This is a genomic window from Saliniradius amylolyticus, from assembly GCF_003143555.1.
Lineage (GTDB): Bacteria > Pseudomonadota > Gammaproteobacteria > Enterobacterales > Alteromonadaceae > Saliniradius > Saliniradius amylolyticus.
The window spans coordinates 492,474-505,606 of record NZ_CP029347.1; the positions used below are offsets into that span (position 1 = coordinate 492,474).

Annotated in this window: 11 protein-coding genes; 9 read left to right on the forward strand and 2 right to left on the reverse strand. The window is 53.3% G+C overall.

All coding sequences use genetic code 11. From position 1 onward, the window contains the following. Positions 1–90: 90 nt before the first annotated feature. Entirely contained in the window at positions 91–1,092 is a 1,002-nt protein-coding gene (locus HMF8227_RS02485; protein ID WP_109338670.1) for a serine/threonine dehydratase, read from the reverse strand. Between the two features lie 95 nt (positions 1,093–1,187). On the opposite strand from HMF8227_RS02485, the gene HMF8227_RS02490 reads away from it, so the two are divergent. From HMF8227_RS02490 to HMF8227_RS02530, 9 genes are all read left to right on the forward strand, one after another. After that, positions 1,188–2,084 (forward strand): aldo/keto reductase, encoded by an 897-nt coding sequence (locus HMF8227_RS02490; protein WP_109338671.1) that lies wholly within the window; start codon positions 1,188–1,190, stop codon positions 2,082–2,084. Positions 2,085–2,974: 890 nt separating this feature from the next. Next, a complete protein-coding gene (locus HMF8227_RS02495) occupies positions 2,975–3,820 on the forward strand; it encodes a hypothetical protein (RefSeq protein ID WP_109338672.1) in 846 nt (281 codons plus the stop codon). A 220-nt stretch (positions 3,821–4,040) separates the two neighbouring features. Then, entirely contained in the window at positions 4,041–6,920 is a 2,880-nt protein-coding gene (locus HMF8227_RS02500) for a putative bifunctional diguanylate cyclase/phosphodiesterase (protein ID WP_109338673.1), read from the forward strand. Between the two features lie 43 nt (positions 6,921–6,963). Then, positions 6,964–7,578, forward strand: coding sequence for an NAD(P)H-binding protein (locus HMF8227_RS02505; RefSeq protein ID WP_109338674.1), 615 nt, complete (start codon positions 6,964–6,966; stop codon positions 7,576–7,578). A gap of 5 nt (positions 7,579–7,583) precedes the next feature. Beyond that, the gene (locus tag HMF8227_RS02510; RefSeq protein WP_109338675.1) at positions 7,584–8,285 is read left to right on the forward strand and encodes a tRNA1(Val) (adenine(37)-N6)-methyltransferase; all 702 of its coding nucleotides are present in this window, start codon (positions 7,584–7,586) and stop codon (positions 8,283–8,285) included. A 41-nt stretch (positions 8,286–8,326) separates the two neighbouring features. After that, positions 8,327–8,704 (forward strand): hypothetical protein, encoded by a 378-nt coding sequence (locus HMF8227_RS02515; RefSeq protein WP_109338676.1) that lies wholly within the window; start codon positions 8,327–8,329, stop codon positions 8,702–8,704. A gap of 61 nt (positions 8,705–8,765) precedes the next feature. Next, complete coding sequence (locus HMF8227_RS02520) at positions 8,766–9,290, forward strand: YgjV family protein (protein ID WP_109338677.1); 525 nt, start codon at positions 8,766–8,768, stop codon at positions 9,288–9,290. A gap of 255 nt (positions 9,291–9,545) precedes the next feature. Further along, positions 9,546–11,384, forward strand: a complete 1,839-nt coding sequence (locus HMF8227_RS02525; RefSeq protein WP_109338678.1) for a S8 family serine peptidase — start codon at positions 9,546–9,548, stop codon at positions 11,382–11,384. Between the two features lie 68 nt (positions 11,385–11,452). After that, entirely contained in the window at positions 11,453–12,352 is a 900-nt protein-coding gene (locus HMF8227_RS02530) for a diacylglycerol/lipid kinase family protein (protein ID WP_162558462.1), read from the forward strand. Here HMF8227_RS02530 and HMF8227_RS02535 read toward each other — a convergent pair. Further along, complete coding sequence (locus tag HMF8227_RS02535) at positions 12,346–13,125, reverse strand: CLCA_X family protein (RefSeq protein WP_109338680.1); 780 nt, start codon at positions 13,123–13,125, stop codon at positions 12,346–12,348. The two genes, HMF8227_RS02530 and HMF8227_RS02535, sit on opposite strands and share 7 nt — an antisense overlap. Between the last annotated feature and the right edge of the window lie 8 nt (positions 13,126–13,133).

The window sequence follows — 13,133 nt, forward strand, 5'->3', positions numbered from 1 at the left end:
AAGGTTAACAATTCAAGTACTTACCATTGAGTATGAGGGGGAAGCGCAGAAAGTAAAGGGACTGAAGGTCAGTCCCTGATGTCGTCGGTGCTAGTCGAGAATGGGGGGATAGGGCAGATAATCCTCGGCCCAAATTTGCTGCATCTTCTGCTGGTCAATATTGCCCCCGGAGAGTATGACCAAAACGGTTTTGGGGCTGGACTGTTCCTGTAGCCAGGCCGCCACCGCCGCCATGCTCATGGCCGAGGTGGGTTCTACATGCACCTTAAGCAGGTGTTGCAGCCACTGGGTCCAGTAGGCAATTTGCGCTTCTTCCACCTGATAAAAGTCATCCAGCTGTTTTAAAAACTCAAAGGTAATATCGCCCACCGCGGGCGTGGCCGCACCGTCGGCCAGGGTTTGTGGCGGCTGTTTTAAGGTGACGATCTTACCCTGAGCCAGCGACTGAGCGGCATCGTTGGCGGCCGTTGGCTCGGCACCGATCACCTCGGCTTTGGGGCTGAGAGCGCGGCTGGCTAAAAGGGTGCCGGACAACAGCCCGCCACCACCACAGGGCGCGCAAACCATATCCACTTCGCCCGTTTGGCTTAAAGCCTCAAGCGTGGCCGTGCCCTGTCCGGCGATAATCTGCGGGTGATTAAAAGGCGGGATCCAAAGTGTATCCGGTTGTCTGGAAGCTTCGGCCACGGCCTTATCCGCCTCCAGGCGAGACTCACAGCGAACCAGCTCGGCGCCGTAATACTCGGTGGCAGCGGCCTTGACCGCCGAAATGCTGTTGGCGGTGTAGATGGTCACCGGAATGCCCAGTTCACCTGCCGCGTAGGCGACCGCCTGAGCATGGTTGCCGGAGCTGTTGGCCACAATTCGCCTGGGCAATTGCTGGCGTTCGGCTAAGTCGGTAAGCACACTCATGGCGCCGCGCAGCTTAAAGGCACCGGTGCGCTGAAAGCACTCGGCCTTGAAGATCACCTTATGGCCCAGCCAACTGTCCAGCAGGCTGGACTGGAGTAATGGGGTCGGGGTGATATAGGGTTTAATGCGTCCGGCGGCGGCCAGGACATGACTGAAATCGGGTAATGAATGCTCTGACATACGTATGGAAACAGCAAAATGATGTGCGGCAATGTATCATGTTTCAATTTGGTCGGGGAGCTTCCCCCGGGAATCCATAACAACGGAGACACCCTATGCAGCGTACCGAACTGGTTAAAGGCGAGCTGAGCTTTTCCCGTATGATCCAGGGCTACTGGCGGCTGACTGACTGGCAGGTAACCACCCAACAGTTGGTGCAGTTTATCGAACAGGGCCTGGAGATGGGCATTACCACCACGGATCACGCCGATGTCTATGGCGCTTTCACCGAGGAAGGCGTGTTTGGCAAGGCACTGAAGGCAGCGCCTCATCTGCGTGAGCAGATCGAGGTGGTTACCAAGTGCGGCATTCTTTTTCCCTGCGACAATCAGCCCAGAGTGCACGAGAAACATTACAACACCAGCACGGACTATATTATCGCCAGTGCCGAACGGTCTTTGAAAGAGCTGTGTATCGACACCATCGATGTGTTGCTGATTCACCGCCCCGACCCCTTGATGGACGCCGACGCGGTAGCCGAAGCCTTTCACCGCCTGCAGAAAGACGGCAAGGTGCGCCACTTTGGGGTGTCCAACTTCACTGTGCCTCAGTTTGAGTTGCTTCAGTCACGGCTGGAGACACCACTGGTGACCAATCAACTGGAAATCAGCGCCGTACACAGCGACTACCTGTTTGACGGCAATCTGGACTTCCTCCAGCAGCAGCGCATCGCGCCGATGGCCTGGTCCTGTCTGGGCGGCGGCGATGTGTTTAGCGCCGATGAGTTTGCGCCCCTGCGTAAGGTCGCCGAGCGAATCGGTGAGCATTACAACGCCAGTTTGGACCAGATACTGCTCGCCTTTGTGCTGGCGTTGCCTTGTCAGGCCATGCCGCTGCTGGGCAGTGGTAATATTGAGCGTATCCGTCGTCAGGTACAGGCGCTGGATATCAAGCTGGACCGCCAGCACTGGTTCGCGTTACTGGAAGCGGCTCGCGGCGTCGAGGTGCCCTAAGGGCGCGGCCCTTTTGAGGCGGCTGCGTGCCCCTACGCAACAGGGGACTCGTACTTAACCCGTCGTCGGGACCCATTGCCAGCATTAGCCTCTGTGCTGAATATTAAACGCGAAACTTAAAGTAATAGTCACCCCTGACTTGATCAGGGGGCCACGTCTAATATTGGCCTCCGTGCCTGATACGACACGTCATCCCTGACGCGCCGGCCCCTTTTGGAAAGACCCAAAAGGGGCGAAAAGGTCTTTAGTCGCTGCTGACTTTCCGGGAACCTTACCGACCCAAGGCTCTGACTGCATCGAACCGGCTCAAGGTAGCGTCCTGCAAGGCTATCGCCTCGCGAAATCGTCCAGGATTTCGCGTTCGATTGAGCCTTGTGTCGGTAAGGAAAAGTCAAAGCGACAAGGAGTAAACCCAACCAGCACCGTCACCCTGAGCTTGTCTCAGGGTCTCCAACATTAGACTGAGAAGCTTCGGTTTTGCACCCTTGGCCCGTTAAAACACCCTGTGGCGGGCAGGCGCCGGAAAAAGTGGGTTAATCATCATGGATGAGGATTAAGCGAAGACGAACAGGGAGTGAGTGTGAGCGACCGACTTTTTGCAAGCCTGACCGGTACGCTTAGGGTGTCCACGGGCCACTAGGTCTTTTTCGCTACTTTTGTGAGCTGACAAAAGTGGCTGGCTCGCCACGGAAGGCGAGTCATATCCAGCAGGGAAAGCCTGTGTTGACCGTCTTATGAAGAAGATAAGTGGACAATCGCGTAAGAGACAACATACTTCGGCTTAGTGTTATGGGATTACGTTGGCCGCGGATTAGGCGGGTATTTTCAATTTGCTTACAAACACTTAGAAAGTTTTGCTATGGTAAGGAAAATAGTTATTAAGGATATTGATGCCTAAGATACCATACTGGCTAACTATAAATTCAGATTTCGAAGAGAAGCTTTCGGACTCAGAATGTTTTTCATACTTTGAAACAAACAGTGTAAGTAATGGCGACTCCCCCTTGGTTGAGCACGGTAAGCGCTTTGTCGAAATGCTTTATAATATGGGTTGTCCTACTCACGATAAAATCTGGATTTTCGTCAAAGAACCTCTAGATAATAAGCTTTCGCATCACGTAGGCACATTGTTCGCCTTACTTAGCAGAGTAAAAAGTGATAACGCTCTCAGTGAGCACGGTACTGTTTCGCTTGACGGTAGCGGTGCTTTTATTGACCGGCAGCCGCCACATCCTGATATAAAAGATAACGTGTACACTGTTCGGCCATTTGTGCCAGGTGAAGCAGATGCAACTTTCCTGTTAGCAAGAAATATCGTAGAGCGCTCATTATTCAACGATTATTTCCATCAATTCAGTTACTTAAAGGAGCTACGTTGTACAGACCCATTCCTTGGATATCTAGGGCTTTGGTCCTTTATAGAAATTGAGTGGGCCGATGACCCAAAGAAAACAGACATGAATAAGTCGCTCAAGTCTTTACTTGAAGGCGCTTTTCATAATCAACCAGAAAACAAAAGGAAGTTCAATAAGAGGCTCAAATACATATCTAGTCAAGTAGGGGAGTCTGTAGGCGAATATTCAATTCGTAACCTTTTAGCACATGGCAAATGTCGCAAAGTATCCTCCGACTGGAATGAGGAAATGAATATTGAGTTTCATGCCATTCATGATGATCTTTTCAAGATCGTTCTTGCAGGCATTGAAAAGAAGATTAGAGATAATATCCGAGATTAGAAGTCCGAACTAATAGTTAATTTGTTGATTGGTGCATTATCGATAAAAGTCTGGGAGTCGCTCACTTTTACTCAAAAACGCAATATGCTTAAGATCTGATATACATAGCCGCTTTCCAAGATTTAAGTTATCTAAGCCGGCTACCGACTAGCAAGTCGTTCATAAAGCTGTCATTTTCACTGCCTACAATGACGCCAATTCTTTTGGGGTCATTGTTGTTATGTCGTTCAATGTCTTTAACCGGGTCAACGGACTGCCCCTGACGATATTTGTTTTACTCTCATCGCTGTTTCTGTTTTTAGGTTGGTATCTGGAAAGTCAGGAGCAGCAGAGTCGCGAGTCTAAGGCCCGGGTGGTGGCGCAGCAGGTGGCGTCCAGCATCGAGGTGTTCGCCGCCGATCGGCGCCGGGCGCTGAAAGACCTGATGATCACCTGGCCCGATTATCATCCGAATCCGGTGGACTGGTTTCAGGCCCATGCCAAGACCTTACAGTATGTACTGCCCGGCTTTGACGACATTATCTGGGCGAATCCTCAGCAGCGTATTGTCTGGAGTATCAACCCTGACTATCGCGACAGCATAAAGCAGATACCCCTGAGTAATTATGGTCTTAACTTCGACGCGACTGAGGCCGGCGAGTTTGCCACCGCACTGAAAAAACGTGAGGACAGCCAGTTTTACGTGTTTATCGCCCGCGCTATCAATCCCTACGAACTGGAGCATGGTTATGTGGCGGCCAGCTTCGATATTCGTTCTACTTTGTTTGTGATGGTGGGCGAGCTAGTGGGCGGGGACTTTAGTCTGGCGGTCAGCGATGGCGGGCAGGTGCTCAAAAGCAACAATCAGTTTGATGTCAGCCAGCCGGTGGTGCATCAACCAGTGAGTTTTGCCGGGCGCGACTGGACGTTGAGTCTGCAGGCCGATCGCCCGGAAATCAGCCCAGGTGCGGTGCTGGCGGTACTGGGGGTGCTCATGTCGTCGCTGATCGCTTTTTTCCTTCATCGTCAGCTTAAGTCGGCGTTCCGGCTGAATCTGTCGCAGGAGCGATACCGCGCAGCCAGTGAGTCGGCGCTGGATGCCATCCTGGTGTTCGCCGAACAATCTCATGGGCAGGATTTTGATCTGGTGGAGGCCAATCAGGTGGCTCGCCAACTGTTCAGTGCTAATCAACTGAATTTCAAGGCATACCCTTTATCTCGGCAACTGGAACGGCTGGAACTGGAATCGTTAATGATGCCTGCCCTGGAGGTGTGCCGTTCGGGCGCAGGTTATGAAAAGACCGTGCAGGTACACAGCAGGTGGGTGCGGGCCGAGTGGATCAAGATTCAGATCGTCAAGGCCGGGCAGGGTATTGCCGTAACGGTCAGAGACATCACCGCAGATTATCATAACCAACAGGCGCTGGAGGCCAGTGAAGCGAAGTTCCGACGTCTGGTGGAAAACCTCAACGGCCACTTTATCTACTCACACGGTCTGGATGGCGAGGTGTCTTTTGTCAGCAACAGCGTGACCGATATTCTGGGCTATTCACCAGACTGGTTCCGGAACAATCACGATCAGTGCATTAAAACTCAGCCTCAGATTATCAAGATGGTGCGTGGGCAGCTGCTTATGGGTGTGCGTCCCGACCCCTATATTGTGGAGTATTACACTGCCGATGGAGAAATCCGGCAGATCGAATACCGTGACTCGCCGGTGTTTGACGACGACCATTGTCTGGTGGCTATTGAAGGCATTGGCCGTGACGTGACGCAGGATTTGGCCTTACAGCGCAAGGTATCCTATCAGGCCAACCACGACCAGCTCACCGGTTTATTTAATCGCTATGCCTTTGATCGCCAGCTTCGCAAGCAGCTGCAAGTGGTGGCGAAGAGCCAACAAGCGTCCACGTTGTGCTATATCGATATGGACAAATTTAAACTGGTCAATGACACCTGTGGTCATCAGGCCGGTGACGAACTACTTCGTCAGGTGTCGGGCTTACTGCAATCGGCTATCAGCGAGCAGGATATTCTGGCGCGGGTGGGCGGTGATGAGTTTTGTCTGGTGTTGCCGGAGCTCGGTGCCGGGCAGGCCGAACCTCGGTTGCAACAGTTACTCAATCTGATTCGGGAGTTTCGCTTCGCCTGGGGCGACAATGTGTTCCATATCGGTGCCAGTATCGGGGTCGTTGAAATGAACGACGAAGGCCGCAGCGCCGGGGAGCTGATTAAAGCCGCCGACCATGCCTGTTATCAGGCCAAAAGTTCGGGCCGTAACCGCTACTGCATCTACGACAGCAACGATAAGCAGATTGGTCATCGTCAGGATGAACTGCGCTGGGTAAACGACATTCAAAAAGCCCTGCATGAGGATCGTTTCGAACTCTTCCATCAGGTGATTGAACCCTTAAGTCAGCCGGTGCGGGGCAAGCATTATGAGATTCTGGTAAGGATGGTGGATGAACAGGGCGACTATGTCAGCCCCGGGATTTTCATCCCCATGGCTGAGCAACACGGCCTGATGACCAAAATTGATGAATGGGTGTTTGAGCATACTCTGACCGCTCTGGAGCAGCATCCCGAACACGTGGAACAACTGGACAAATGTGCCATCAACCTGTCCGGGGTGACTCTGGGGAACGAGGCGTTTCTGGATAAGGTGATAGCGCATTTGCATCACAGCAGCGTTCCGGCCGAGAAGCTGTGTTTTGAAATCACCGAAACGGCGGCGGTGACCAACCTCAGTCTGGCGCGGCACTTTATCGACAGCCTGCGGGCGTTGGGGTGTCAGTTTGCCCTGGATGACTTCGGCGCGGGCATGAGCTCCTTCACCTACCTTAAGAATATGGCGGTGGACTACGTCAAAATCGATGGATCCTTCGTGCGCAATCTGGCGCAGGATAAGAGCAACTATGTGACCGTGAAGGCCATTCACGAAATTGCCTCCAGCATGCATAAACAGACGGTGGCGGAGTTTGTGACCGATGAACAGACCCGTCAGTTACTGATTCAGATGGGGATTGGCTATGGACAGGGCTTTGCCCTGGGCAAGCCTGCGCCGCTGATGCCGATGCTGAAATCCGACAGCCAGCTACAACCCAGGTTAAGGGTGGTTTAGTAAAATTGATATACTGAGCAAAATCAGCAAATCTGAGCATTTAATGGCGCAACAATACGAAGCCCTGATTCTGGGGGCCAGCGGTCTGGTCGGGCAGGCGCTGCTAACACGTCTTTTGGACGACCCGCGCTATCACAGTGTGACCTGTCTGGTACGCCGGCCCATGGCCAGTCACCATCCCAAGCTGCGCCCGATGGTGGTAGATTTCGAACGATTGTCCGAGTATCAGGGGTATTTTCATGTGGATCATGTCTACGTGTGCCTTGGCACGACCATGAAAAAGGCCGGCAGCAAGGCGGCCTTTAAAAAAGTGGACTTTGAGCTGGTGCACATCGCCGCGCAGTTAGCCCGCGCGGCTGAGGTGCGCAGCTTTGTTTGGGTATCGTCGGTGGGGGCCAATTCCAGGAGCCGCAACTTTTACCTGCAGACCAAGGGGCGGCTGGAGCAGGCGATTTTCTCGATGCTGCGTTTCGAAAATGCCGCCGCAGTCAGACCCTCTTTGTTGCTTGGACAGCGCAAGGAATCACGACCGCTGGAGTTATGGGGCATCCGGCTGGCCCGGGTGCTGGCGCCACTGATGATAGGCCCGCTCAAACGCTATCGGCCCGTGGCGGCACACGAGGTTGCCAACAAGATGATTCAGCTACAGCGGTTCTGAGGTTCATGGCCGGATTTCAGTTTAAACAGTTCCATGTGGCTCATGACCGCTGCGCCATGAAGGTGGGGACCGACAGTATTGCACTGGGGAGCTGGGTTCGGGTTGGCAGTGCCCGGCGAATACTGGATGTCGGCTGTGGCAGCGGCCTGTTAGCGCTGATGCTGGCGCAAAAGGCCAGTGCCGGGGCCTTTATTGAGGGTATCGACATCGACCTCCCGGCAATCGCTCAGGCCAGAGACAACGGCGCGGCTTCTCCCTGGTCACAACAAATCGCTTTTTACCAAAGCCCCGTGCAGTCCTGGCGACCCACAAAAAGCTATGATCTGATTGTCACTAACCCGCCTTATTTCCCGGCCGGACAGTCGTTTGAGGCCCGTCGTCAGCAAGCTCGCCATCAAGGCAGTTTGAATCTGTCTGAACTCATGGCTTCTGTGGCGCAGCTATTGGCTCGGGACGGGACGTTCTGGGTGGTACTGCCTCATACTCAGCAGAGTGAGCTCGCTCAGGCTGCCAAGGACTGGCGGCTGTGCTGCTATCAACAACTTCGGCTGCGCGCTCAACCTCATAAACCCGTGAGCCTGGTAGCCAGTGCCTGGGGCTGGCAGGACACGCCCTTTTCCAGCAAAACATTGGTCATACGGGATAACGACAATCAGTACACGGCTGCCTTTCGGCGCCTTTGTCGTCACTACTATCTGAAATTCTAAGCTATAGTTTAAGTGAGAGCGGTGGTTTGTCAGGAGGTGTTATGGCACGGTCCCCCTTACCTGATCCCATTAGCCAGTTACTGACTGGCTTGCAGTTAGTGGAGCTCGAATGGCGGCATCGAACTCTGCAGATCCCCAAATTTTCGGTGTACGCTATTCTCGATACGCCGGTGTTCGATCATTACTTTCGCCGTCGTGGCCGGAAGATGGGGTTAATCTTGCAGGGGCGTTACAGCATTCCCGTTTTAGACCCTTTTTTTGGTGACATCGAACAGCCTCCTGCCCATGTGGTAATCATCAGTCACGTCAGGGGCAACCAGTTTGGCCTGTTTGGCTACCCGGCCGATCGGGTGCGAGACAACCTGCTATTGTCGGCGCGCCATCAGGCGGTGCCGCGAATCGTTCAGGCATTTTGCTAAACTTTAATCCGCCGGGGATTATGCAACAATAGGCCAATACCCTCACCATCATTGGGAGCGCATGGAACATCTATTTGCTGAAGCCTTCGGTGCGGTGGCATTGGTGGTCAACTTTATCGGCTACCGTCAAAATGAGGTGAACCGTTACCGTTTGATCTCGGCGCTAGGACTGATGTGCCTGAGTACCCATTTCTTCCTGTTGGATGCCATGGCCGCCGGAATTGGCTGTGGGCTCGCTTCGATCCGCAACATCATCGCCCTGCGTTTTCGCTACTTATGGCTGGTGTACTTTTTTGTCGCCCTGAATCTGGCCTTTTTTGCCTATGAGTGGTGGTGGCTGGACCACGGTTGGCCCATTTTATTGGCCTACGCGTCTTCCTTGGTGTTTACCTTAGGCTCGATTCTGATCCAGCATACCCACCGTATTCGTCAGTGGTTTATTTTGGCTGAGGGGCTGGGGCTAGCCTATGCGTTAGTGGTTGGCAGTATCTTCGGTAGCATCTTTAATATCAGTAATTTAACCAGCATTAGTATCAAGTTGTGGCAGGATTATCGGCGCGGGTCGATGCCTGAAAAAAATGACTAACGTTGTCATCCACGCCCACAAGAGCCTGTACGAAAGTAGGATGGTTTTACTGTAAAAAAATCCTTACTGCCACTGGATTGCCTTTGTGGTGGGTGGCCTATTTTTTTCTGTTGATTTCCCTAGGGTAAGTATCTGCGTCAATTCATACGCGATTAAATAAACAAAAAATGCGTTGAATTGTCGGTAGGGTGTCAGGCTATCGCCGGAACGACCTCAGAAATTCAATAATAAACAACAAGTCAACAGGGAAAAGCAATGCAAAAATTAACTATGAAGCCGCTGGTGGCGGCAACCCTTATGGCGCTGGGTGCCTCAGGCGCTGCAATCGCCGATGATGACCGCTATATCATCCAGGTGGATGACAGTAAAAAAGGCGTCGTAAAAGCGCTGGCCAAGAAGCTGGGGGGTGACATTAAGGTCGACGCCCAAGGCTTTATTGCCGCTAAGTTTTCCGGCAAAGATTTGGCCGAGGTGAAGGGACTGCTGAACAACCCTCATATTAAACTCATCGAGGAAGATACCCGCCGCTACCCCATGGCAATGTACAGCGATGACGCGGGCGATCCTATGATGGAGCAGGTAACGCCTTACGCGGTTTACCAGTCTCAGGCGGACCAACTGAATTTTGATAACACATCGAATGTTAAGGTTTGTGTGATCGATTCCGGTCTGGATGACTCCAACCCCGACTTCGATTGGTCGGCGGTTACCGGCGACAATGATTCAGGCACGGGCAATTGGTTTGACCATGGTGGTCCACACGGTACTCACGTGGCTGGGACGATAGCCGCAGCTGACAACACCTACGGTGTGGTGGGGATGGCCCCGGGTGTACCACTGCATATCATCAAGGTGTTCAACGAGAGCGGCTGGGGTTATAGCTCGGATTTGGCCCAGGCTGCGCAATTGTGCGCCAATGCTGGTGCTAACGTAATTAATATGAGTCTGGGCGGCGGTGGTGCCAACTCTACCGAAGAAAATGCCTTTAATGACTTTATTAACAATGGTGGCCTGGTATTAGCTGCTGCCGGTAACGACGGCAATGATGTGCGTTCTTACCCGGCGGGTTATGAGTCGGTGATGATGATCGGTGCGAACGACGCCGACAACAATATTGCCAGCTTTTCTCAGTATCCCAGCTGCAGCGAGGGGCGCGGTAAGAAATCCACCAGTAATGAAAACATCTGTGTGGAAGTGACCGCAGGCGGGGTGAATACCTTGTCTACTTATCCAGCTGGTCTGGCGACGCTGTCTAACATGACCGCCGATGGCGTGTCTTACGACTCTTCAGCCATGGAGAATATGGGAACCGCTTCGGCTGAGACATACTACATGGGAATCGGCGACAGCACCGATGCGGGCGCCAATGGTAAGATCTGTTTGATTGACCGTGGCAGCATCTCCTTCCACGACAAGGTGCAAAACTGTGAAAACTCTGGCGGTGCAGGGGCAGTGATCATCAACAATGAGGCCGGCATGTTATACGGCACTCTGGGTGACACGAATGCCACCACCATCCCAGCCGTGGGTGCAGCGCTGGAAGATCGTGACGCCTTGTTGGCCGCTACAAGTGCCACTGTGGCCATCGAAAACGGTGACTATGGTTATATGAGCGGTACGTCCATGGCCACGCCGGCCGTGTCTGGTCTGGCTGCCTTAGTCTGGTCTCACTTCAGCGAGTGTTCTGGTCAGGACATTCGTGCGGCCCTGAAAGCAACCGCCGAAGATGCCGGTGCGGCCGGTAAAGACGTTTATTTCGGACACGGTATTGTCAAAGCTCTGGATGCCTATAACTACCTGACCACCAACGGCTGTTCAGGCGGCTCGGATGGCGGTTCTGGTGGGGATACCGGAAGCTTCGAACTGACGGCCAGCGGTTACAAGGTGAAAGGTAGCCACAGTATCGATCTGGGCTGGTCAGGTGCCACGTCTACCAACGTAGATATCTATCGCAATGGCAGCCTGGTTGCCACTACCAGCAATGATGGTACCTATACCGACAACACCGGTAATAAAGGTGGTGCCAGCTATGACTACCAGGTTTGTGAAGCGGCCAGCAGCACATGCTCGGTGACAGTGACTGTTAGCTTCTAAGCTTTTTCAGTAGCAACGCCAAGCCGACCCGACTCCCAACCCGGGTCGGCTTTTTTATTGTGGTAGTATTGAGCGATACCAATCTGGCACCAGGCATTATGACCCGCCAAAGACACTTTCTTATCATTGAACCTCCCTTGAATGCTCCTCAGCAGCATCGACTGCGGCAGAAGCTGGTCAGCCAGCTAAAACACGACGGGGTCTCTTTTGAACATTGGGTTACTTCAGGCGACAGGGCCTCGGATATTGCGTTGTTGAAAGAGCGTCAGAACGAGGTGACCGACGTCGTCGTGTTAGGAGGTGACGGCAGCTTAAACCTTGTGGCGAATGCCTTTGCCTACACTGAGGTGGCGATTGGCGTTTTGCCCTGCGGCAGCGGTAATGATTTTGCCAGACAGTGGTACCCCAAGAATGCCGACCTTATTGATGTGGTGATGTCATCACGATGTCGACAAATTGATTTAGGGCGGTGCAATGAGCATTACTTTGTCAATATTGCCAGTATTGGGTTGAGTGAAGCGGTGGTTGCCAGTCAGTCAGCCACACGTCTTATGGGCGCTAAACATTACTGGTTGTCGGCCCTGAAACAGGCGCTGATCTATCGTTCCCCAACGGTGCAGATTGATTCACAGGAACAGCAGCACAGTGAGCCCATGCTGATGTGTGCCTTTGCCAATGGGCGTTGTTTTGGCGGTGGCATGCCGATTGCGCCCAACGCCAGCCCAGACGATGGTCTGCTGGATGTCTGTTGGGTTTCGGCCTTGCCGGTATTGCCGCGACTGTATCATCTGGCAAAAATGCTGATAGGGAAGCATCTCAGCTCGGTGGCCGTGGATTATTGGCAGACCCGCTCCGTTAACATTCCCACACCGGGCTTGGAGATCGAGGCGGATGGCGACACCATCGGCTCCACGCCGGTCACCATTAAAATATGCCCCCGGGCCTTGTGGCTGAAGGCCGCTTATTGAGCGTCCAGGGCCTGTCCCAGCAGATAGAAATACCCCAGCCAACTTTGCGCCAGTTGCTGGCGGTGCTCGCCCTGAGGATATAATCCCATTTCCGCCTCCTGACTTTGTTTGGTGCCGCTGACCAGAAAGGCATTCTTGGTTGCGTGATCCTGAATGATGGCCTCAAAGGCCCGGGCACACAGTTCCTGAGGCTGAGCGAAGTAAAAAGTCTGCATCTGCTTGTCGACGGCTACCGCTGTTTTAAGGTAGTCATTGGCTTGCTGGCCGTCTGAGGCCATCATGGTTTGGCTGAAGCAGTCCGCCAGACGTTGGTTGAGCGGGTGTTGTCTTACACTGCGGGATTCCAGCCAGCAGCAGGAGGCAAACTCATTGGGTTGTGCTTCCATAAACAGCCTTTGACAGATGTAGTGATCAAAAGCATGAAACCATTCATGGGCCAGAGAGCCACCGCCCGCATTTTTTGCCAGCGCCAGGGTACGGGTACCGCTGTGATAATGGGCATTGGCATGTTTCTGACCGCCGGTGCCAAACGCCAGTGACAGCGTGCCGTTGAGTGACAATACACGCTCAGGCACACCCAGAATGTCCATCAGATCGCACAGCGCATCGAAAAACAGGTTTGCGGCCCGCTGCTGTTCATCTCTGGTGACCCATTTGCCGACGCTGACGGTGCGAAAGCCGAAGATCCGCACAATATCGGCAAAGCTCATATCCTGCCCTTCGCGGTGATCCAGTCCACGTCGAAAATAAGGCCGGTGCAGGCGGGATGTCATGCTCACTA

Bases quoted from the DNA above. Each gene is read 5' to 3' on its own strand.
- HMF8227_RS02495 (WP_109338672.1), top strand. From the start codon at position 2,975: ATGCCTAAGATACCATACTGGCTAACTATAAATTCAGATTTCGAAGAG.
- HMF8227_RS02485 (WP_109338670.1), bottom strand. From the start codon at position 1,092: ATGTCAGAGCATTCATTACCCGATTTCAGTCATGTCCTGGCCGCCGCC.
- HMF8227_RS02510 (WP_109338675.1), top strand. From the start codon at position 7,584: ATGGCCGGATTTCAGTTTAAACAGTTCCATGTGGCTCATGACCGCTGC.
- HMF8227_RS02535 (WP_109338680.1), bottom strand. From the start codon at position 13,125: ATGACATCCCGCCTGCACCGGCCTTATTTTCGACGTGGACTGGATCAC.
- HMF8227_RS02490 (WP_109338671.1), top strand. From the start codon at position 1,188: ATGCAGCGTACCGAACTGGTTAAAGGCGAGCTGAGCTTTTCCCGTATG.
- HMF8227_RS02500 (WP_109338673.1), top strand. From the start codon at position 4,041: ATGTCGTTCAATGTCTTTAACCGGGTCAACGGACTGCCCCTGACGATA.
- HMF8227_RS02520 (WP_109338677.1), top strand. From the start codon at position 8,766: ATGGAACATCTATTTGCTGAAGCCTTCGGTGCGGTGGCATTGGTGGTC.
- HMF8227_RS02515 (WP_109338676.1), top strand. From the start codon at position 8,327: ATGGCACGGTCCCCCTTACCTGATCCCATTAGCCAGTTACTGACTGGC.
- HMF8227_RS02505 (WP_109338674.1), top strand. From the start codon at position 6,964: ATGGCGCAACAATACGAAGCCCTGATTCTGGGGGCCAGCGGTCTGGTC.
- HMF8227_RS02525 (WP_109338678.1), top strand. From the start codon at position 9,546: ATGCAAAAATTAACTATGAAGCCGCTGGTGGCGGCAACCCTTATGGCG.